General features: G+C 33.4%; 20 protein-coding genes. 16 read left to right on the top strand and 4 right to left on the bottom strand.

Annotation, left to right across the window (positions count from 1 at the left end):
- Positions 1 to 17: 17 nt before the first annotated feature.
- Both QLQ96_RS13255 and QLQ96_RS13250 read right to left on the bottom strand, forming a co-directional pair.
- The gene (locus QLQ96_RS13255) at positions 18 to 434 is read right to left on the bottom strand and encodes a helix-turn-helix domain-containing protein (protein ID WP_482491101.1); all 417 of its coding nucleotides are present in this window, start codon (positions 432 to 434) and stop codon (positions 18 to 20) included.
- A gap of 252 nt (positions 435 to 686) precedes the next feature.
- Complete coding sequence (locus tag QLQ96_RS13250) at positions 687 to 1325, bottom strand: NUDIX hydrolase (RefSeq protein WP_482491100.1); 639 nt, start codon at positions 1323 to 1325, stop codon at positions 687 to 689.
- A gap of 7 nt (positions 1326 to 1332) precedes the next feature.
- Here QLQ96_RS13250 and pyrE point away from each other — a divergent pair, with 7 nt between their 5' ends.
- Together pyrE and QLQ96_RS13240 are read left to right on the top strand one after the other, a co-directional pair.
- Positions 1333 to 1977 (top strand): orotate phosphoribosyltransferase, encoded by a 645-nt coding sequence (gene pyrE / locus QLQ96_RS13245; protein WP_071637185.1) that lies wholly within the window; start codon positions 1333 to 1335, stop codon positions 1975 to 1977.
- Between the two features lie 160 nt (positions 1978 to 2137).
- A complete protein-coding gene (locus QLQ96_RS13240) occupies positions 2138 to 2530 on the top strand; it encodes an SRPBCC family protein (protein ID WP_482491099.1) in 393 nt (130 codons plus the stop codon).
- A 219-nt stretch (positions 2531 to 2749) separates the two neighbouring features.
- On the opposite strand, the gene QLQ96_RS13235 is transcribed toward QLQ96_RS13240, so the two are convergent.
- Positions 2750 to 3478: a biotin--[acetyl-CoA-carboxylase] ligase gene (locus QLQ96_RS13235; RefSeq protein WP_482491098.1), complete on the bottom strand. Its 729-nt coding sequence runs from the start codon at positions 3476 to 3478 to the stop codon at positions 2750 to 2752.
- A gap of 92 nt (positions 3479 to 3570) precedes the next feature.
- Here QLQ96_RS13235 and rsfS point away from each other — a divergent pair, with 92 nt between their 5' ends.
- From rsfS to QLQ96_RS13195, 8 genes are all read left to right on the top strand, one after another.
- Complete coding sequence (gene rsfS / locus QLQ96_RS13230) at positions 3571 to 3942, top strand: ribosome silencing factor (protein WP_482491097.1); 372 nt, start codon at positions 3571 to 3573, stop codon at positions 3940 to 3942.
- Positions 3943 to 3956: 14 nt separating this feature from the next.
- Positions 3957 to 5882 (top strand): ATP-dependent zinc metalloprotease FtsH, encoded by a 1926-nt coding sequence (gene ftsH, locus QLQ96_RS13225; RefSeq protein ID WP_482491096.1) that lies wholly within the window; start codon positions 3957 to 3959, stop codon positions 5880 to 5882.
- A gap of 116 nt (positions 5883 to 5998) precedes the next feature.
- Complete coding sequence (locus QLQ96_RS13220; RefSeq protein WP_482491095.1) at positions 5999 to 6604, top strand: lactate utilization protein B/C; 606 nt, start codon at positions 5999 to 6001, stop codon at positions 6602 to 6604.
- Between the two features lies 1 nt (position 6605).
- The gene (locus QLQ96_RS13215) at positions 6606 to 7496 is read left to right on the top strand and encodes a phosphatidate cytidylyltransferase (RefSeq protein ID WP_482491094.1); all 891 of its coding nucleotides are present in this window, start codon (positions 6606 to 6608) and stop codon (positions 7494 to 7496) included.
- Entirely contained in the window at positions 7486 to 8139 is a 654-nt protein-coding gene (locus QLQ96_RS13210) for a phosphatidylserine decarboxylase family protein (RefSeq protein WP_198857211.1), read from the top strand. The genes QLQ96_RS13215 and QLQ96_RS13210 overlap by 11 nt, the downstream gene beginning before the upstream one ends.
- Positions 8140 to 8412 (top strand): acyl-CoA-binding protein, encoded by a 273-nt coding sequence (locus QLQ96_RS13205; protein ID WP_482491093.1) that lies wholly within the window; start codon positions 8140 to 8142, stop codon positions 8410 to 8412.
- 7 nt (positions 8413 to 8419) lie between these two features.
- Entirely contained in the window at positions 8420 to 9199 is a 780-nt protein-coding gene (locus tag QLQ96_RS13200; RefSeq protein ID WP_482491092.1) for a superoxide dismutase, read from the top strand.
- Between the two features lie 67 nt (positions 9200 to 9266).
- Positions 9267 to 10325, top strand: a complete 1059-nt coding sequence (locus QLQ96_RS13195) for a glycoside hydrolase family 130 protein (protein WP_482491091.1) — start codon at positions 9267 to 9269, stop codon at positions 10323 to 10325.
- Between the two features lie 61 nt (positions 10326 to 10386).
- On the opposite strand, the gene QLQ96_RS13190 is transcribed toward QLQ96_RS13195, so the two are convergent.
- Complete coding sequence (locus tag QLQ96_RS13190) at positions 10387 to 12258, bottom strand: alpha-amylase family protein (protein ID WP_482491090.1); 1872 nt, start codon at positions 12256 to 12258, stop codon at positions 10387 to 10389.
- A 285-nt stretch (positions 12259 to 12543) separates the two neighbouring features.
- On the opposite strand from QLQ96_RS13190, the gene QLQ96_RS13185 reads away from it, so the two are divergent.
- The 6 genes from QLQ96_RS13185 (at position 12544) to QLQ96_RS13160 (ending at position 21058) form a co-directional block, all read left to right on the top strand.
- A complete protein-coding gene (locus QLQ96_RS13185; RefSeq protein WP_482491089.1) occupies positions 12544 to 14226 on the top strand; it encodes an OstA-like protein in 1683 nt (560 codons plus the stop codon).
- A gap of 183 nt (positions 14227 to 14409) precedes the next feature.
- On the top strand, positions 14410 to 15603 hold the full coding sequence (locus tag QLQ96_RS13180) for an aspartate aminotransferase family protein (protein WP_482491088.1): 1194 nt from the start codon (positions 14410 to 14412) through the stop codon (positions 15601 to 15603).
- A 261-nt stretch (positions 15604 to 15864) separates the two neighbouring features.
- A complete protein-coding gene (locus QLQ96_RS13175; RefSeq protein WP_482491087.1) occupies positions 15865 to 17259 on the top strand; it encodes a tetratricopeptide repeat protein in 1395 nt (464 codons plus the stop codon).
- A 2-nt stretch (positions 17260 to 17261) separates the two neighbouring features.
- Positions 17262 to 18014 carry a shikimate dehydrogenase family protein gene (locus QLQ96_RS13170; protein WP_482491086.1) on the top strand — a complete coding sequence of 251 codons (753 nt, stop codon included), beginning with the start codon at positions 17262 to 17264 and terminating at the stop codon, positions 18012 to 18014.
- Between the two features lie 68 nt (positions 18015 to 18082).
- Positions 18083 to 18829: a lipid A phosphoethanolamine transferase gene (locus tag QLQ96_RS13165; protein WP_482491085.1), complete on the top strand. Its 747-nt coding sequence runs from the start codon at positions 18083 to 18085 to the stop codon at positions 18827 to 18829.
- Positions 18830 to 19078: 249 nt separating this feature from the next.
- A complete protein-coding gene (locus QLQ96_RS13160) occupies positions 19079 to 21058 on the top strand; it encodes a DUF349 domain-containing protein (RefSeq protein ID WP_482491084.1) in 1980 nt (659 codons plus the stop codon).
- Positions 21059 to 21160 lie beyond the last annotated feature (102 nt).

The raw sequence follows: 21160 nt of genomic DNA, 5'->3' as shown, positions 1-21160 counted from the left end.
TAGAAAGAACAAAAAACTTATTTATCCTTCAATATTTTTTCTAAAAACTCTACTTTTTCTTTTTCGGCTTGAACTAAACGTTCGTAAAGCTTTTTGTTTTCTTCGTAAGCTTCAATTAATTTATCTAATGGATTGAAAGTAAATACTGGTCCATGCGCAAATGCTCCATTACTACCACTATTATCGTAGAAATTATTAAAATAATTAATCACACTTTCTTCTGAAAAATTTTGAATTGCTTCAACACTTACTCCTAAAGCTTTTGCAATATCTTTAAGCTTTTCATCATCGATGGTTTCACTATTTTCCAAAATAGAAATTGCCTGTTGGTTTGTTCCTAAAGCTTGAGCCAAAGCTTCTTGCTTCATGTCTCTAAGTTCACGAATTCGGCTTATTTTTCTTCCTATGTGGTTTGGTTTTGTTAGTGTGCTCATAAATCAAAAGTGTTACTTATTTAACAAAAGTACGATTTTTGAAATATGAATTAATTAAAAATATAAATTTACTTAAAAATAAACAAAATCTTACAAACGAAGCCGTTCCGCGTGAGGAATAGAGCCATGCTACCGAAGTAGCGGCGAAAGCCCGACAGCAATAAAAAAAACACCCAATGAACGCAAAAGTTCATTGGGTGTTTTTTTTATTGGTGGCACGCCCAAATTATGAGATTCTAAGATACTGAGACGCTAAGATTCTAAGTTTTCCTTTTTTACTTTTAAATCTACCGAAGCTTGATTGTCTTCTTCGAATAATAATTTAATGTTTTCGTAAGAATTTGTTAGTGCTTCTTTGATTTGTTCTGGGTTTAACCAGGCTACTTTTTCAATTCCTTCTTCAATTTGTCCGTGTGGAGTTCCTTCAAAATCAGATTGCATTTCGAACCAATGCGTGATTTTGAGTTTGTATTTTCCATTGCGTTTAAAGATATGATAGGTTTTTTGAAGTTTATTCGTAATACGAAGCTGATTTACTCCTGTCTCCTCCTCTACCTCACGCATTGCCGTCATTTCGATGTCTTCCCCTTTCTCGATTCCGCCTTTTGGCAGATCCCATTTTCCGTTTCTAAAGATAAACAAGACTTCGCCTTTTTTATTGTAGACAAAGCCTCCGCCCGCTTTATTAACCGGAATTTTGGCTTTTAGGGTTTTCATCATTTCACTTTCGTCGGGATGATATAGAATCGCTTTTTGAATTTTATTTTGAAAAATTTTTATAATAAGCTGTTCGATATCAATACTTTCTAACAAGAACAATTGGAAATCTGTTTCCTTCGAGATTTCATTTGTCAAAAAAAGTGGTTTGTCGTTTACAAAAACTTTATACATTTGTACTATGATTTTTAATAAAGATACTGCCGAAAAAACAGCCGAATTGCTTTTGCAAATAAATGCAATTAAATTGAATCCCGAAAATCCTTTTACATGGGCTTCTGGTTGGAAATCTCCTATTTATTGCGATAATAGGTTAATTCTTTCATTTCCGAGCATCAGAAACTATGTTCGTGATGAATTTGCTAAGAACATCGAAAAACAATTTGGAAAGCCTGATGTGATTGCTGGTGTTGCCACTGGAGCCATTGGAGTTGGAATTTTGGTTGCCGAAAGTTTAGGTCTTCCTTTCGTATATGTGCGTCCGGAGCCAAAAAAACACGGTAGACAAAACCAAGTGGAAGGTTTTTTACAAAAAGGACAAAATGTTGTGGTTGTCGAAGATTTAATTAGTACTGGAAAAAGCAGTTTGATGGCTGTGGAAGCTTTAAGAAGCGAAGGTGCTAATATTAAAGGCATGGCAGCGATCTTCACATACGGTTTTGGTGTGGCCGAAGAGAATTTCAAAGAAGCTAATATTGATTTATTCACTTTAAGCAACTACGAAAATCTTCTTGATTTGGCTGTTCAAAAACAATATATCACAGAAGATCAGCAATCGACTTTGTTGGAATGGAACGAGAGTCCATCGACTTGGGGACAGGAATAAATTGCAGATTTTAGATTTCTATTCTTTATGAATAGATTTTTTGAATTTATTTAAAGTTCCAGCTTTGCGACCTTTTGCGTTTTTTTTTTTTAAATCTCGTATATTTAAAAAAAACTTTGCGCACTTTGCGGTTAAGAAAAAAAATAAAAAACAAACAAATATGAACTTAGAAAGTCCAAAAGTTACAGTTCAGAAATCAGCTCAGGATTTATTTGACCAACTGACTGACGTAAAGAATTTCGAAAAATTAATGCCAGACAATATCGCTAAATTCGAAGTGATTGGCGAAGACGCTTTTATTTTTGGATTGAAAGGGATGCCTGAAATCAAATTAAAAATGAAAGAAAAAGTAGCTCCAAACAAAATCGTTTTGGGCGCTGCAAGTGATAAACTTCCGTTTACGCTAACTTCAAACATTGATACAATTTCTGATTCAGAAAGTGCTGTTCAATTGTTCTTTGAAGGCGAATTCAACGCTATGATGGCGATGATGGTTAAAGGCCCAATTGGTAAGTTTATTGAAACTTTAGCAAACAATATGCACAAATTATAATTGTGAATTGTAAGTTGTAAATGATAAATTAAAATGCCCGATTATTGTCGGGCATTTTTTTTGCTTTAACCGCAAAGAACGCTAGGAATTACGCAAAGTTCGCAAAGTTTTAATCGCATTTTTTTGTCATTTCAAGGAACGAGAAATCACAAACTGAACGATTTTATTCACAACGAAAGAAAACCTTTGAGCCTTTGTTACTATGTCCCTTTGTCCCTCTCAATAAAGCATTTTAACTTCCTTAATCTCAAATTCCGCAACAGAATCATCTTCCAGCAAAACCTGCAATTTTCCAAAAGGAGAAACACCTTGAATGATTCCCATGAAATCTTTGTTGTCATTGTCTCTAAATGCTGTAGGAATACCTTTTTTAAATAAAAAATTAAAATAATCGTTCCAAAAATTTTGCGATTCGGTTTTCCATAAATGAATCTTTTCTTTTAATTTTTGAACGATTAAAACTGCCAGTTCTTCTTTGTCAAAAGATTTTCCTGAAATTACTGCCATTGACGAAGCAGTGAGCAATTCGCTAAAATCGGTTTGATTGACATTAATTCCGATTCCGGCAACTGACACGATTCTGCCATCACTTTTTAAGGTATTTTCGATTAATATGCCAACTAATTTCTTATTGTATGACAGAATGTCGTTTGGCCATTTAATACAGATATCAGGAATATTTAACGATTTTAGAACCTCTGCAACTGATAAAGAGACTAAGAGGCTGAGGTTAAAAACCTCTTCACTATTAAAAAGAAAATCCTTAACCAAGACACTCATTGTTAAGTTCTTACCAGCTTCAGACTTCCATACGCCTCCTACTTGCCCCTTCCCTTTTGTCTGATTTTCAGCCGTTACCACAGTAAAATTCTCCAGTTCATCCTGACTTGACAATGCTTTTAAGAAGTCATTTGTAGAATCTATGGCATCGAGTTTGATTAGTTTCATTAAATAATTTAAATATCTTAGTTTAATATTTTGTTAAGGTTCAAAAATAATCACAAAATTTGGTAACTTTACAAATTCATATAAAATAATTCATGGCGAAAAAGACTATTAATAATGATGTTCTATTGGCGAACATAATCAAAGGGATTGAGGAAGTAAAAGGAAATGATATCGACATTCTTGACTTAAGAGAAATAGATACGGCTGTATGTGACTATTTTGTCATCTGCAATGGTACTTCAAACACTCAAGTTAACGCCATCGTAAACTCAATTCAAAAAACAGTATCAAAAGACTTAAAAGATAAACCTTGGCACGTAGAAGGAACTGATAACGCAGAATGGGTTTTAATGGATTACGTACACATTGTGGTACACGTTTTCCAGAAACATATTCGCGAATATTATAACATCGAAAGCCTTTGGGGAGATGCCAAAATAACTACAATCGAGAACAAATACTAAAGAAACTTTCATAAATGGCTAAAGATAATAATCCAAATCCGAATAAATTTAAAATAAGTCCTTGGTTAATATACACCGCAATACTTTTAGTTTTTTTATTCATAAGTTTTGCTACAGGAGGATCAAGCTTAAACGAACCTGCTCAATTAACATCTTCTAAATTCAATACGCTTTTAGAAAAAGGCCAGATTGAAAAAGTTATTGTTTTTAACAAAGCAGAAGCAGAAGTATATCTAACATCTGCCGCTCTTAAAGATGCAGCAAACAAAAAAGTTGCCGAAGATATTTTCAAGCAACCAAACAAAGGTCCACATTACACTTTGGAAATTGGTAATGATCAAATCTTTCAGACTAAATTAGAAAAAGCAGTTAGCGAAGGAAAATTGAAAGATTTCAACTTTCTTCAAAAAAATAACTGGAGCGATATTTTAATCAGCTTACTTCCTATCATCATTATCGTTGGTGTTTGGATTTTCATCATGCGTAAAATGTCTGGCGGAGGTGCTGGAGGTGGCGGACAGATTTTCAATATCGGAAAATCTAAAGCTAAACTTTTTGACGAAAAGACAGATATCAAAACTACGTTTAAAGATGTTGCTGGTTTAGAAGGTGCTAAAGAAGAAATTCAAGAAATTGTTGAATTCCTTAAAAACCCAGAAAAATACACGAATCTTGGAGGTAAAATCCCGAAAGGAGCTTTACTTGTAGGGCCTCCGGGAACCGGTAAAACTTTATTAGCAAAAGCTGTTGCTGGTGAAGCTCAAGTACCTTTCTTCTCTTTATCAGGTTCTGATTTCGTAGAAATGTTTGTGGGAGTTGGTGCTTCACGTGTACGTGACTTATTTAAACAAGCAAAAGAAAAATCTCCTGCTATCATTTTCATCGATGAGATTGATGCTGTTGGTAGAGCAAGGGGAAAAAGTAATATGTCTGGCGGAAACGACGAGAGAGAAAACACTTTGAACCAATTGCTAACAGAAATGGACGGTTTTGGTACAAACTCTAACGTGATTGTTTTGGCTGCGACAAACAGAGCCGATGTATTGGACAAAGCTTTAATGCGTGCAGGACGTTTTGACAGACAAATTTTTGTTGACTTACCAGATATTCGCGAAAGAGCTGAAATCTTCAAAGTACACTTAGCTCCAATTAAAAAAGTTGAAGGTCTTGATTTAGACTTCTTAGCTAAACAAACTCCAGGATTCTCTGGTGCTGATATTGCTAACGTTTGTAATGAAGCTGCATTAATTGCTGCTCGTAACAACAAAGCGGCAGTTGACAGACAAGATTTCCTTGATGCTGTAGATAGAATCATCGGAGGTCTTGAAAAGAAAAACAAAATTATTACTCCAGAAGAGAAAAGAGCAATCGCTATTCATGAAGCTGGTCACGCAACGGTTAGCTGGATGCTAGAGCACGCTGCTCCACTTATTAAGGTTACAATTGTTCCTCGTGGACAAAGTTTAGGTGCTGCATGGTACTTGCCAGAAGAAAGACAAATCGTAAGAACAGATCAAATGTTAGACGAAATGTGTGCTACTATGGGAGGTAGAGCTGCTGAAAAAGTAACTTTTGACAGAATCTCTACAGGAGCATTAAGCGATTTAGAAAAAGTAACGCGTCAAGCTCGTGCTATGGTAACGATCTACGGATTGAATGATAAAATCGGTAACGTTACTTATTACGACTCAACTGGACAAAGCGAATACAATTTCTCTAAGCCATATTCTGACGAAACAGCAAAAATCATTGATGCTGAAATTTCAGAGTTAATCGAAGGTCAATACCAGAGAGCAATTCAGATTTTAGAAGAAAACAAAGACAAATTAAACCAACTTGCTGATATTCTGATTGAAAAAGAAGTTATCTTTAAAGATGATTTAGAAACTATATTCGGAAAACGAACTTTTGACAAAAATTTAGAAGAAGTCGTTTCATAAATAATTACGAAAAACGTAATAAATTTTCAAAATCTTAATTCAAAAGTCCCTTTTGAATTAAGATTTTTTTATCTTTGAACGTTTTCAACTAACATGTAAAGCATTTCATATAAAAAATGAATTTTTTCAAAAAAATATTTGGCTCTAGTGAAGCCGCTTCTGACGAGGAGAACGAAAGCGAATATGCTGGTACTTCTTCGCAGAACAGTCATTTATCTTTAGATGAGCAATTTATTTTCAACTTCAAAAAAAATGGAGGTAAGTTTTTGTATTGCGAAAACACAGGAGAAGTTACTGAACAGTTTGAAAACATTTTAGAAGAAAACGATTGGTTCGAAAATGAAGTTTTATGTTACGAACCAGCGTTATTTGCCTTATTGGAGGAAAATAAATTATTTTATATTGCTCCAACAAAACCCAAATTCTTATTAGCAAGCTGCGAAAACCTTATTGCTGATGAAGGTTCTATTTTATTTTCTTCAAAACAAATCAGACAAAATAAGCCAAACGAATTACCTGCTAACATTGTTATTATAGCAACCACAAGCCAAATCCTTCCGATGAAAAGCGACGGATTGAGCGCTATAAAACGTAAGTACGAAAGAGACTATCCTACTAATATCACTACAATAAAATATTTCGAAAAAGCCAAGGACGAAGATTTTACACAATACGGAAGTGTTGCAAAGAATCTTTATTTATTGCTTTTAGAAGATCTTTAAGATGAACGAAACACTGAAGAGGGCCATTTCTGGTGCTGTTTATATCGCTTTATTACTAACTTCTATATTGTTTTCGACAGAAAGCTTCATTACTCTTTTTGGCGTCTTTCTAATTATAACGATATATGAGTTTTCTAATATCGTAAACCTAAACAAAGTATTTTCTATTCTCTTTGGGACTTTAGTTTATTCTGCAATTATTCTTGTAAGTCATTACAATAAGCAAACGACCCAATTTTTAAACGAAACTTTTAGCGCTAATATTAGTTTAGAAACCAATATTAAACAGCTGGATTTGATTCTTCTAGCCATTACAATTGTGGTTTCAATAAAATGCATTATATTCTTATTTTATGACTCAGTTCAAAAAATAAGTACTTCATCAAAGTATTTATATCTACTTGGATATGTTACACTTCCATTTATATTTATTGTAAAAATTTCTTTTGGAACTAACGATTACAATCCGAAAATTATAATTGGATTGTTTGTATTGATTTGGACGAATGATACTTTTGCTTATTTAGTTGGAAAATCAATGGGAAAACACAAGTTATTTGAACGTGTTTCTCCTAAAAAAACAATTGAAGGTTTTATTGGCGGTGTCGTCTTTGCAGCATTTGCTGGCTTCTTGATTTCTAAATTCTATATTCAGCCTAAACCTGAATTTAGCAGCAAATCAATTTTAATCTGGACTATTATTGCATTAATCGTGAGTGTTTTTGGAACTATTGGAGATTTAATAGAATCCAAATTTAAACGAATTGCAGGCATAAAAGACAGCGGTTCGATAATGCCTGGTCACGGAGGTATTCTAGATCGATTAGATAGTGTTATATTTGTAGCACCAATTATATTTTTATTTTATCAAATTTTATATTATGTTTCATAAAGAGGGAGGCCCGTCCATTTTATTAGGTACTGTATTTACTGTAGCTGTACTTTTAATTGCTGAAAGATTTATTGATATCAATTGGCTTAGAATGCTTGTTCAAATTGCAGCGCTTGTAATTTTGATCATTATTTTACAATTCTTCAGAAATCCGAAGAGAATTGCAGTTAGAAACAGTGATCACATCCTAGCTCCAGTTGATGGAAAAGTGGTGGTTATTGAAGAAGTTTATGAAGGAGAATATTTTAAAGACAAACGTTTACAGGTTTCTATTTTTATGTCGCCAATCAATGTGCACGTAACTCGTTACGCGATGGATGGAATCATTAAATTTAGCAAATATCACCCTGGAAAATTCCTTGTTGCTTGGCATCCAAAAGCAAGTGAAGAAAACGAAAGAACTACTGTAGTAATTGAAAATGAAACTTTCGGCGCTATTTTATACAGACAAATCGCGGGTGCATTGGCTCGTAGAATTGTAAATTACGCAAAAGAAGGAATGCAGGTTGTTCAAGGAACTGACGCTGGTTTCATTAAATTTGGATCAAGAGTAGATTTATTTTTACCTTTAGGTACACCAATCAATGTAGAATTGAATCAAAAAGCAATTGGTGGAAAAACAATTATTGCTACAAAAGCATAAATGGCTGATACAGATTTAGATATTCGATTTACTAAAGCCGTAGAAGTTGCAATGACAATGACTCAGGCTTCGCTGCCGCAAGACGTGCAGTTAAGGCTTTATGCTTATTACAAACAAGCAACTTTTGGAACAGCAGTCTATTACAATCAATCTGAAAATTTTGATTTAAGAGATGCATTTAAAACCAATGCTTGGATGCAAATTAGCCATATGTCAATCGATGAAGCCAAAGAAAATTATATCGAGATCATCAATTCATTAACATCAAAATAAAAACATTATGAAGAAAAACGTTGTTCTTTTCAGCACTTTAACTTCATTTTTACTATTATTTTCCTGTAAAGAGGATAAGCTGGTTGAAGTCGTTGAGGTTCCTCTTCCAACAAAGGAAGAGAAAATTACTATTGGTTCGCCAAATGATGTTAAAGCCGATCCCGGCTCTTTTGAAATGACAAAACTGTCATTTGACTATGACGATCTTGCTCCTGACATTAGAACTTTGACTTTAGAAACGCATTATTCTAAGCATTATTTATCGTATACAAACGGTTTTAACAAAGAGATTGTTTCTACTGAATACGAAAATATGCCGATTGAGGATATTCTGAAAAAGTTAGATTTAAATAATGCAAAGCTTCGTCAAAATGCTGGGGGTTATTATAATCATACACTTTATTTTAATATTTTAACTCCAAAAGAGCAGACTCCAAAAGATACGCTTGCAGGTTCTATTAATAAAGAGTTTGGTTCTTTTAATAACTTGACTAATCAATTTAAAGCACAATCTGAAAAGCAGTTTGGCTCTGGATGGGTTTGGCTGGTTGTTGACAGATATGGTAAATTACAAATTACTATAACTGACAATCAAGATAATCCATTGATGAAAAATGCTTTGATTCCGGGGACTCCAATTATGGGAATCGATCTTTGGGAACATGCTTATTATTTAGATTATCAAAACCGAAAGGGCAGTTATATTGATGCTTTTTACAATCATATCAATTGGGAAAAAGTAAACGAATATTACATTGAAGCCCTCAAAAAGGTTAAAAAAGTATAGATAAAAAAGCTGATGCAATTAAGTATCAGCTTTTTTTTATACCTTTTAGGTACTTTAAACTAAGATTATGAAAGACATTGCTAATCGTTTCATAGAAAACCCTTTAATATCGCCATCAGATTTACCGCCAAGCAGAGAAGGCCTTGAAATTACCTGTCTGTTGAATCCTGGCGTATTTCAATTTCAAAACAAAATCTGGCTGGCTGTACGTGTTGCCGAAAGACCAAAACAAATTGAGAATATTATTTCGTTTCCAATCTTAACTGAAGCAGGCACAATTCAAATTATTGAAATTTTAAAAGATCATCCCGAACTTATCGCGACAGATGCACGCGTAATTAATTATCAAGGAATTGATTATTTAACCACTTTATCGCACATTCGTTTATTGTGCAGTGAAGACGGAAAACGATTTTATGAACCTGAAGATTATCCGCATTTGGTTGGCGAAGGAATACTTGAAACTTTCGGAATTGAGGATTGCCGGGTTTCTTTAATAGAAGGAAGATATTATCTCACTTTTACTTCTGTTTCTCCCAGTGGCGTTGGCGTTGGATTAAGAACCACAACCGATTGGAAGACTTTTGAAAAACATGGATTGATATTTCCTCCGCACAATAAAGACTGTGCCATTTTTGATGAGAAAATAAACGGTTTATTTTATGCCTTACATCGTCCGAGTAGTGTAGATATTGGCGGAAATTACATTTGGATCTCTTCTTCTCCAGACGGAATTCATTGGGGAAATCACAAATGTATTATCAAAACCAGAAAAGAAAGCTGGGATAGCAAAAGAGTTGGCGCTGGAGCCGCTCCGATAAAAACAGAATTAGGCTGGCTTGAAATTTATCATGGAGCCAACGAATTTCACCAATACTGCTTAGGTGCTTTTTTATTGGATTTGGAAGATCCAACAAAAGTGATTTCGAGAACCGAAACTCCAATTATGTTTCCTAAAACCAACTATGAATTAAGCGGTTTCTTCGGAAATGTCGTATTCACAAACGGTCACTTCATCGAACCTGATGGTGACACACTAACAGTTTATTATGGAGCTTCAGATGAATTTGTTTGTGGTGCTCAATTTTCGATTAGAGAGATTCTTTCGTTGCTTAAAAAGCTTTAAAACAAAAAAAACTTGTTTAGGTATTTCTAAACAAGTCTTTCTTTTATAATCACGATTACTTTTATTTCAACTCTAAGATCAAAGATTCTGAAGGCAGAATCGAAACTTTCGCCTCTCCTTCTCCATTCTGAACTTTTAAAACAACGGTTTTATTTTGATATAATTGTTCTTTTAATTGATATTCTCCATCTTTTAAATTCCATTTTGAAATAAGTGATGAAGGAACTTTCAAATTAAATTCATTTCCTTTCTCAGAAGAAAAATTAGCAATTATAATCAGTTTTTGGTTTTCTGACCAACGAGCATACGAATACAATAATGCATCGTAACTTCCGTTATTTTGTCGATTTACCGATTGAATTTCTTCAAAACTTCCCATCAAAGCACTGCTATTGATTGTAAAGTTTAATAAACGTTTGTAAAAATCACGAAGTTCTTTTTCTGATTTAGAAAGCTGTCCGCCGTCAAATTTACCATCGTTCATCCAACGCTGATGATTTGGAACTCCGATGTAATCAAAAATCGATGTTCTTGAGGGTTTTCCAAAACCTGCATCTTCATTTCCAGCCTCTCCTACTTCTTGTCCGAAATAAATCATGGTTGGCGAAGTGCTGATTGTAGCCGAAACCACCATTAAAGGTTTTCCTCTTTCTGGCGTTCCTGCAAATTCTGGACTTGCTAAACGCTGTTCGTCATGATTATCTAGAAAATGAAGCATATGGTGTTCAATATCTGCCATTCCGTTTTGAATTTTTGTTAATTCATCAGGCGAAGATTTTCCTCGAATAACATCTTTCAGCTTATCATACGTTTCAACTTTATCATACAAATAATCCATTTTCCCTAAACGAATATAATTGCGATATTCATTCGGATTATAAACTTCTGCCAGCAAAAAAGCGTTAGGATTTTTCATTTTTATTGAAGAGTTCATATAGCTCCAAAATTCATAAGGAACCATTTCTGCCATATCATAACGAAATCCGTCTACTCCTTTTGCAGTCCAATACAACGCAATATCTCTAAACTTTTTCCAAGAATCTGGAACGTCTTTATCTTGCCAAAAAGCAAAATGTTCTTGATATGTTTTCTGATCAAAACCAGCAGGAAGTTCAGGAAAATCTTTAGTTCCATCTGGTCGCACTCCGTAATTTACTTTTACTGTTTCGTACCAATCGTTTTGATCTGGTTTGAATTTTCTAGAACCATTTCCTGTCCATTTTGCAGGATTTTCGTCAAATCTTCCATCAATTAATAAATTTTCCTCTCCATTCAAAGGAATATCACCATCTGGAATTTCAAAATGTACTTTCGGAATATAATAGAAATTATTATCTCGTTTGTATTCAACTGATGTATCATCATCTGCACCAAAATCTCTTACGCCTGCAGGATTCGATTTCCCTTCGTATTTTCTTGCAATATGATTTGGAACAATATCAATAATAACTTTTAAGCCCGCATTATGAGTACGTTTTATCAAATCTTCAAATTCTTCTAAACGCTTTGCAGGATTTACAGCCAAATCTGGATTAACATTGTAATAATCTTTTACAGCATAAGGAGAACCTGCTCGGCCTTTTACCACTTCTGGATCATCATTTGAGATTCCGTACGCAGTATAATCATGTACCAAAGCATGATGCGGAACGCCAGTATACCAAATATAAGTAACGCCTAAATCCTTTATTTCATGAAGCGCTTTATCTGAAAAATCATTAAATTTTCCAACGCCATTTTCTTCAATAGTTCCCCATGGCTTGTTGGTTGTATTTCTATTTCCAAAAAGGCGCGTAAAAACTTGATAAACCACAATTTTCTTTTCTGTTGAAATTGGTTCTTTTGCTGTACTCATTTTTAAATCTTTTGTTTTACAGGCTGAAAATAGTACAGTTAACGTAATTCCGGCTGCAATTATTTTTTTATTTATCATATATTTTTGAGCTATTCTTCCTTATTTTTTAATTTTAATCCTCTGAGAGCATTAAAACTAATTTCTAAATGTAATTCATTTTTTAAAACTCAGAACGTCATCTTTTTATAATGCTCTCTTTTAAATCCAAAATACCACAACTACAACGTGAGAGTTGAGTCTTTTGTTGAAAAAATAAATAATGCTTAACTTCTTATTTGACGTGTTGGCGAGTTATGATAAATTAATCCTAATATCGGCCATAGGTTCTATCCTTTTTTATAAATTTGACAAAAATTTAATCCGTTGAATAAATCACTCTTTTTTATATTTTGTTGTCTGTTTCTTAGCGTACAATTTATTTCTGCGCAGGCCAAAAAAACTACACAAACTCCTAAAACTATCGTCATCGAGAATGCTGACTTTTCCGACGTGGATCAGGTTAACGTGCCAGACGCACTTTTACTGACAGGAAATGTAAAAGTGAATCATGATGGTGTGGTATTAACTTGCAACAGAGCTTATTTTTTTCAAAAAGAAAATTATCTGAAAGCATTCGGAAATGTACAATTAGTGCAAGGAGATACTTTATTTCTAAATAGTAAATACGCTGAATACAGCGGTAACGAAAAAAAAGCTTTTGCTACAGGAAACGCAGTTTTAACTTCTCCAGATGCTACTTTGCAGACCGATACGATTAATTTTGACAGAAATGTTCAAGAAGCGTTTTACAATACAAAAGGTACAATCGTAAACAAAGACAACACTTTGGTGAGTAAATCTGGAAGATATTATGCTAAAGAAAAGAAATTTCAATTCTTGACTGAAGTTACGATTACGAACCCAAAATACGTGATCAAATCAAACCATTTGGATTATTACAGTAATTCTGGACATACGTACCTTCTTGGCCCTTCAACTATTACAAGTAAAGCCAATTATATTTATACTGAAAAAGGTTTTTATGATACGAAGAAAAATTTAGCGCATTTTCTTCGAAGATCGTATATCAAATATGACGACAGACTCATAGAAGGCGATAGCTTATTTTATAATCGAAATATTGAATTTGCATCAGCAACTCGGAATGTAAAAATTACTGATTCGATTAACAAAGGAATTGTAAAAGGACATTATGCGGAGCTTTATAAGCTTAAAGATTCGATGTTTGTTACCAAAAGAGCTGTTGCCATAAATTTGGTTGAAAACGACTCAGTTTACATTCACGGAAAAAAATTATTGGTGACAGGAAAAGAAGGCGAACGAATTTTGCGCGCTTTTAATAATGTTCGTTTTTACAAAATAGACATGAGCGGTAAATGTGATTCGATACATTCGAATTCTAAGACAGCTTTAACAAAACTTATCGGAAATCCGATTCTTTGGAATGGTGAAAACCAGATTACAGGAGATGTAATGCACTTGATTGGCGATAATAAGACAAGAAAAATTGACTCTTTAAAAGTTCTCAATAATACTTTCGTCCTCTCCAAGGACACACTCGGAACTGGTTATAACCAAGTCAAGGGACTCAATTTATTTGGTAAATTTCGAGATGGAAAACTTCATGATGTTGATGTCATTAAAAATACAGAAGTAATTTTTTATATGCGCAATGATGCTAATGAATTGATTGGAATTAACAAAAATGTCAGCAGTAAAATCAATATGATATTGGAAAATAATGCTATTGAAACCATTACTTTCTTCAATAAAGTGGATGGAGATATTTATCCTGAAGACGAACTTCCTGAAAATGCCCGTAAACTGCGAGGAATGAATTGGCGAGGCGATGAAAGGATAAAATCGAAAGATGATATTTTTACTGCTGAAGATAATGAACTCAATGAAAAACTGATTAAAGAAGGAAAAGATCAAGAAGAAAAAGGCAAAAACCTTCCGATGAAAGTCAGGAAAGAAACTTTGAATTACGATAAGAAAAACCCAAAACCTGCTATTAAGACAGAAACAAAAGCTAAAAGCAAATAGTTTTTTTGTCGCAGTCGCGGTCTCAGTTTACAGTCTTTGGAGAATATTAAATTCTCTGAATTAATTTGCGAAAACTTAGAAATCTTAGAGCCTTTGCAACTTTGAACCATAAAAGTTAACTTAATCATAAAGTTAAAGGCTTTAAAACCTCAGTACCTTTGCTACTTTGAACCTTAAAAAGAAATGAATCCAGATTTTATAAAATACCAAGCACAGACTTCTCCTTACCCATTGGGAATGGAAGTTTCACATGCCATTGGTTCTTACATATACGACACAAACGATAAAAAATATTTAGATTTTGTTGCCGGAGTTTCGGCTTGTACTTTGGGACATCAGCATCCAAGAGTAAATCAGGCGATAAAAGACCAGTTGGATAAATATTCGCATGTAATGGTTTACGGAGAATATTCGCAAAGCCCAGCTGTTCAATATTGCAAATTAATGGCTTCTCTCCTTCCAGAATCTTTAAACAAAACTTATCTGGTAAATTCGGGTACAGAAGCTATCGAAGGCTCTTTAAAGCTTGCGAAACGAGTTACAGGGCGCAGTCAGCTTATTTCTTGCCACAATGCTTACCACGGAAACACAATGGGTTCTATGAGTGTTATGGGCTTTGAGGAGCGCAAACAAGCTTTCAGACCTTTGCTTCCAGATGTTGATTTTATTACTTTCAACAACGAAGAAGATTTACAAAAAATAACTACTCGAACTGCAGCAATTCTTTTAGAAACAATTCAAGGTGGAGCAGGTTTTATTCAGCCAGAAAACAATTTCCTTGAGAAAGTTCGTAAACGTTGCGATGAGGTTGGAGCCTTGATGATTGTTGATGAAATCCAGCCAGGTTTTGGAAGAACAGGAAAACTTTTTGGTTTTCAAAATTATGATGTTGTTCCAGATATCGTTGTTATGGGTAAAGGAATGGGTGGCGGTATGCCAGTTGGCGCATTTACTGCTTCTGCAGAAAAAATGGATCTTTTAACAGAAAATCCAAAATTAGGACATATTACGACTTTTGGAGGTCATCCTGTCATTGCGTCAGCTTGCTTAGCAACTTTGCAAGAATTAACTGAAACAAATTTAATGGCAGAAACACTTGAGAAGGAAAAACTGTTTAGATCACTTTTGGTACATCCTTTGATTAAAGAAGTTAGAGGAAAAGGATTAATGCTTGCTGCAATGACAGAATCAGCAGATATTACAAACGAAGTCATTTTAAGCTGTCAAGACAGAGGACTTATTTTATTCTGGCTTTTATTTGAAGGATGCGCAATACGAATTACACCGCCTTTAACCATTTCTGAAGACGAAATTAGAGAAGGATGCGCAATTATTTTAGATGTTATGGACGAAATAATCAAAAAGAACAACAACTAAAATAATAAATTGTTTGAGCGTTATTTTAATAAAACGACAGAAATATCAGTCAATTTCTATTTCGACAAAGTCTTCCAAAACTAATTAAAAAACGACAATACGAAGCTAATCCTCCAATAACAAAGGAGATTTCTTCCCAAAATAGAGTAAAAAAAGCCATATATTGTTAATTAAATTGTTCAAAACAATTAATTTCTTATCCTTACAACAATTATATGGTTGCCTAAATTTATAACAGGCTAATTTCAAATTATACGAAGTATGCAATTAAGCAACGAAGAAGAAGATTATAACCTATCCCTATCCAAATTTGAGTCGATGTTAAAAACTAACAAAGTACTCTTTTTTGATTCTGAGGAATTCGAAGAAATAATTCTTCATTATTTAGATATAGGTAAGGCTAATTTAGCAAAAAAAGCCTTAAAACTTGCATTAGATCAGCATCCAAAATCTACAGGCTTAAAATTAGTACAAGTAGAAATGCTGGTTTATGATGACAAACTCGACATCGCTGAAAAGCTTTTGAATGAGTTGTACGCAATTGAACCTAACAACGAGGAAATTTATATCCAGAAAGCCAATATCTGCTCAAAAAGAGACCAGCACGAAAAAGCAGTGGAACTGTTAAAAATCGCGCTTCAATACACTGACGATTATGCTGATGTATACAATTTGATCGGAATGGAATATCTTTTTATGGATAATCTCGAACTCGCAAAAGAGAATTTCATCAAATGCCTTGAAGAAGATTTAGAAGATCAATCTGCTCTGTACAATGTAGTATATTGTTTTGAGTTTTTAGACCAAAATCAAGAAGCTATTGTTTATTTAAACGAATACATCAACAGAAATCCTTATAGTGAAATTGCTTGGCATCAACTTGGACGTCTTCATTATGGCGTAAAAGAATACGAAGCAGCAATACGTGCATTTGATTATGCAACACTGATTGATGATGAATTTTTGGGCGCTTTTATGGAAAAAGCAAAAGCTTACGAGCGTCTGAAAAAATACACTGAAGCAATTGAAAGTTATAACAGAACAATCGAATTGGACGATGCGACTTCGTACGCTCTTCTTCGAATTGGAAAATGTTATGAAAAACTTGGAAATTTAGCGAAAGCAATTCAATATTATAACCAAACTGTACATGAAGATCCGCTTTTAGACAAAGGTTGGATTGCTATTACAGATTTTCACCTTCGCCAAAAAAACTATCAAAAAGCATTATTTTTTGTGAATAAAGCTTTAGCAATCGACAATCAAAATCGTTTGTATTGGAAAAGATATGCGACTATCAACAAACAAATGAATTTCTTTGAAGAAGCCGAATTTGGTTTTAGAAAAGCAGTTGAGTTTGGAGATTATGCATTAGACACTTGGTTATATTGGGTTGATATTCTTCAATTTTTAGGAGAATTTGAAACGGCAGTTCAAACTTTATTGCAAGCTTCAGAATATTTCCCTGAAGAAAATGAAATTGAATATCGTTTGGCTGGATTGTATTTCATGATTCAAGACAACACAAAAGCTAAGTTTCACTTAAGCAATGGTTTACGTTTAAACTTTGATAATTATATTTTAATTGAAGATTTATTCCCTGTTGTTTGGGCAAAAAAAACAGTGAAAAATTACATAGAAAAACATCGTAAATAAGAATGGTTGATATTTTATTAAGAAGACGTTTTGGATTATTAGGACGCAACATAAGCTACTCTTTTTCAAAAGGTTATTTTACAGAAAAATTTAATAATGAAGTTTTTGCTGGCAACAGCTACGAGAATTTTGACATTTCTGAGATTAATTACTTCATAGAATTAATTAAAAACAATCCTGATTTAAAGGGTTTAAATGTTACAATTCCGTACAAAGAACAAGTTATTCCTTTCTTAGATAAAATATCACGAAAAGCAACTTTAATTGGCGCTGTCAATACTATTAAATTTACTAAAAGCGGTAAATTAAAAGGCTACAATACCGATTATTACGGATTCAAAAAGTCGCTTAAGCCTTTATTAGAGCCACATCACAAAAAAGCTCTTATTCTAGGAACAGGCGGAGCTTCTAAAGGTGTTGCTTTTGCCTTGGATGAATTGAATATTCCGTACACTTTTGTTTCTAGAGAAGCAAAAGAAAATATCATTGATTATGATTTGATCAATGCCACTACTTTTGACAATTTTCAAATTATAATTAACTGTACACCAGTTGGAACAAGTCCGAATATTGAAGCTTGTCCAAATTTGCCGTACGAGTTTTTTACAGAAAAACATATTGCTTATGACCTAATCTACAATCCGGCAGAAACTACTTTCTTACGAAAAGCAAAAGAAATGGGAGCTGTGATAAAAAACGGACACGATATGCTTATTTTTCAGGCTGAGAAAGCTTGGAAAATCTGGAACAAATAAAATAAATATCAAAAAATAAAATGTTAACGTATTTTTTGTATTTTTAATCCACTAAATAACAGGTGGTTATGGAAAAAATACAATTACTTAGCATTTTATTTTTTTTATTTAACAATCTACTTTCAGCTCAAAATACAGACACTATACAGAGTCCGTTATCTGAGCCTAGATACCATTATTTTCTAAAGACAATTTTGTTTTATAATGAATATCTAGATACTGACAAAGGCTCGTTTAACACTACGCAAGTTCGTTTTTTGGTGCCAATTGGAAATAAAGCATGGAATTTACGTTTTGATCTTCCGCTAGTTTCAACCAACACGGATTCTACCAACAAAACAGCCATTGGCGATGTTGGGGGCGGAATAAGTTTTATTCCTTATCTAAGAAACAATAATGGTATTGCACTAAGAACCCGCGTTTATTCTAACACAGCCGCAGATCCCAATTTCGGAACAGGAAAATGGGTTGTCATGCCTGCTATGGTTTACGGAAGATATTTCAATAAAAAAAAGTTTTTATCCTTAACAACAGCAGAATATCAGCAGAGTTTTGCTGGAAACAGCGATCGTTCTGACATTAGTATCTTTCTCATTGAAAATCTTTTAATGCATTTTTTTGGAAAAAACTGGGTTTCTGGAGACGTTGCTTTTCGTTATAACGCTGTTTTGGAAGGCTTTCAAAATAATGCTTTTGTCGAATTCGGACGAAAAATAACTCCATCAAATCTTGTTTACATACATCCTAGCGCTGGTTTTGGTCCCAATAGAACTTATAATTGGGGTATGGAAGTTGGAGTGCTTATTCTTTTTTAATTTAAAAGAATAGCAATATAAGCCTCAAAAAAGTAGATTATTGAGAGTCTTTTTCAAATACAATACTGATTTCGAATTTATATATACTTCAACAATTCAGCAAAAATATATTCAACATACTAGAAAACTTTCTGAAAGAATAGGAATTTTATCGTGAAATACCGTATAAACAAGCGATTTATTTTGTATTTAGGAACACCTTTACTATCTTTCGCTCTGTTTAGAATAGAAACCTTATACATTTTAAAGATGTTAGAAGAAAAGAATGATAACCTGCAGGAAGCAGACGGAAAATCTGGAATCGAGATAAATGATTCTGTAACAAATGATGCAATTGAAGTATCAGATTCTGAAACTTTGACTGAAGAATTAGTCTCAGAAACTGAAAATGAATTCGAAAATCAAGAAAGTGCTCATCAAGAGGCATTAGATGTCATTACAAATTCAAATGCTGCTGAAAGCGAAGACGAAACTTTAAAGGAACGCCACGACATTCCTATGCAAGATTACAATACGTTTTCTCTTGATGCTCTTGTAGATGAACTTAAAAAATTGGCTAATATAGACAAAGTAATGTCTGTAAAAGATCATATTGAAGAAATCAAAAAGGCTTTTTTACTACAATATCATCATCTTATAGAGGAGAAAAAAGAAGAATTTTTAGCTTCTAATCCAGACCCGAATGAAGAATTTGAATATCATCTTCCTTTAAAATCAAAATTTGACGAATACTATAACGTTTTTAGAGAGAAAAGAAATGATCATTTTAAACATTTACAGACCAATCTAAAAACCAATTTAGATACTCGGCTGGCTATTGTCGAAGAATTAAAGGAATTGATTAATCCGCAAGAAAACATCAAAGACACTCTTAAGCATTTTAATGAATTGAGAGAAAGATGGAAAAACGCTGGAGCAATTCCGAAAGACAAATACAATCACGTTTGGAATAATTATCATTTTCATGTAGAAAACTTCTACGATTATCTTCATTTAGACCGTGAAGCTAGAGATTTAGATTTTAAACACAATTTAGAATTAAAACAAAAAATTATAGCGCGCGTTGAAGAATTGACAAACGATGCTGATGTAAGCAAATCTTTTCGTGAATTACAGGATTTACACCGAATCTGGAAAGAAGAAATCGGACCAGTTTCTAAAGAACATCGCGATGCCATCTGGAATCAATTTAGTGAACTAACTAAAAAAATACACGACAAGAGAGAACTTTTATTTGAAAGTCAAAGAGCAAATGAGCAAAAAAATCTTGAAATTAAAAAAGAGATTATTGCTAAAATCGACGTGCTTGGAAGCGAAAAAGTAAATTCTCATTCGCAGTGGCTCGTTCAGATTCAAAAGGTAGAAGATTTAAGAAATGAGTTTTTCGCAGCAGGGAAAGTCCCGTCTGAAGTAAATGAAGAAACATGGGCAGCATTTAAAACTGCGGTTAGAAATTTCAACGCTTTTAAAAATTCGTTTTATAAGGATATCAAAAAAGACCAAAACGATAATCTAAATAAAAAAATGGCTCTTGTTGCAAAAGCAAAAGAATTACAGGAAAGTACTGATTTCTCGGCTACAACTCCTATAATGAAACAGATCCAGGAAGAATGGAAACAAATTGGTCATGTTCCTAAGAAATATTCAGATAAAATCTGGAAAGAATTTAAGGATGCCTGCAACCATTATTTTGATAAATTAAAAGAGCACAAATCTGAAGAAAATAGCGAAGAAGTTGTCGCTTTTGACAACAAAAAAGTTTATTTGGACACTTTGAGAGCTTTCCAACTTACTGGAGATCACAAAACAGATTTAGATGCCATAAAAGCTCATATTGAAACTTGGAAAGGCTTTGGAAAAGTTCCTTTTTCAAGAAGACACATTGAAGGGAAATTCAATAAAATATTAGATGCTCTTTTTGAAAAATTAAGCTTAAGCAAAAAAGAATCTGAAATGATGCGTTTTGCAAACCGCATTGATTCTTTAACTGACAGCCATGACACGCGCAAATTAGACAATGAAAAAATCTTTATTATGCGTAAAATTGAGGAAGTTCAAAATGAAATTTTCCAGTTAGAAAACAACATTCAGTTCTTTGCCAACACTAAAAATGCTAAAAAAGAGAATTCAATAGTTACAGAAGTTCGTAAAAATATTGCGATTCACAAAGAAAGCCTTGATGTGTGGAAAGATAAATTGAAGCAATTAAGAAACTTAGGTCAGGAATAAACATAAAAATTCCAATCCCGAAGCTTCGGGATAAATTCCAAATTCCAATTGAATAAACGCAATTGGAATTTGGATTTTTTTTTACGAATTTACTTTCAGCTA

The sequence above is a fragment of the Flavobacterium sp. B167r genome (genome assembly GCF_056824315.1).
Note: the sequence above shows the minus strand (reverse complement) of the source record. Positions and strands in the feature narration are given on the sequence as shown.

Excerpts from the sequence above, each read along its gene's own strand:
- QLQ96_RS13250 (WP_482491100.1), bottom strand. The coding sequence starts at position 1,325 with ATGTATAAAGTTTTTGTAAACGACAAACCACTTTTTTTGACAAATGAA.
- QLQ96_RS13255 (WP_482491101.1), bottom strand. The coding sequence starts at position 434 with ATGAGCACACTAACAAAACCAAACCACATAGGAAGAAAAATAAGCCGA.
- QLQ96_RS13170 (WP_482491086.1), top strand. The coding sequence starts at position 17,262 with ATGGTTGATATTTTATTAAGAAGACGTTTTGGATTATTAGGACGCAAC.
- rsfS (WP_482491097.1), top strand. The coding sequence starts at position 3,571 with ATGGCGAAAAAGACTATTAATAATGATGTTCTATTGGCGAACATAATC.
- QLQ96_RS13180 (WP_482491088.1), top strand. The coding sequence starts at position 14,410 with ATGAATCCAGATTTTATAAAATACCAAGCACAGACTTCTCCTTACCCA.
- QLQ96_RS13215 (WP_482491094.1), top strand. The coding sequence starts at position 6,606 with ATGAACGAAACACTGAAGAGGGCCATTTCTGGTGCTGTTTATATCGCT.
- QLQ96_RS13195 (WP_482491091.1), top strand. The coding sequence starts at position 9,267 with ATGAAAGACATTGCTAATCGTTTCATAGAAAACCCTTTAATATCGCCA.
- QLQ96_RS13175 (WP_482491087.1), top strand. The coding sequence starts at position 15,865 with ATGCAATTAAGCAACGAAGAAGAAGATTATAACCTATCCCTATCCAAA.
- QLQ96_RS13190 (WP_482491090.1), bottom strand. The coding sequence starts at position 12,258 with ATGATAAATAAAAAAATAATTGCAGCCGGAATTACGTTAACTGTACTA.
- QLQ96_RS13160 (WP_482491084.1), top strand. The coding sequence starts at position 19,079 with ATGTTAGAAGAAAAGAATGATAACCTGCAGGAAGCAGACGGAAAATCT.
- pyrE (WP_071637185.1), top strand. The coding sequence starts at position 1,333 with ATGATTTTTAATAAAGATACTGCCGAAAAAACAGCCGAATTGCTTTTG.
- QLQ96_RS13235 (WP_482491098.1), bottom strand. The coding sequence starts at position 3,478 with ATGAAACTAATCAAACTCGATGCCATAGATTCTACAAATGACTTCTTA.
- QLQ96_RS13240 (WP_482491099.1), top strand. The coding sequence starts at position 2,138 with ATGAACTTAGAAAGTCCAAAAGTTACAGTTCAGAAATCAGCTCAGGAT.
- QLQ96_RS13220 (WP_482491095.1), top strand. The coding sequence starts at position 5,999 with ATGAATTTTTTCAAAAAAATATTTGGCTCTAGTGAAGCCGCTTCTGAC.
- QLQ96_RS13200 (WP_482491092.1), top strand. The coding sequence starts at position 8,420 with ATGAAGAAAAACGTTGTTCTTTTCAGCACTTTAACTTCATTTTTACTA.
- QLQ96_RS13165 (WP_482491085.1), top strand. The coding sequence starts at position 18,083 with ATGGAAAAAATACAATTACTTAGCATTTTATTTTTTTTATTTAACAAT.
- ftsH (WP_482491096.1), top strand. The coding sequence starts at position 3,957 with ATGGCTAAAGATAATAATCCAAATCCGAATAAATTTAAAATAAGTCCT.
- QLQ96_RS13210 (WP_198857211.1), top strand. The coding sequence starts at position 7,486 with ATGTTTCATAAAGAGGGAGGCCCGTCCATTTTATTAGGTACTGTATTT.
- QLQ96_RS13205 (WP_482491093.1), top strand. The coding sequence starts at position 8,140 with ATGGCTGATACAGATTTAGATATTCGATTTACTAAAGCCGTAGAAGTT.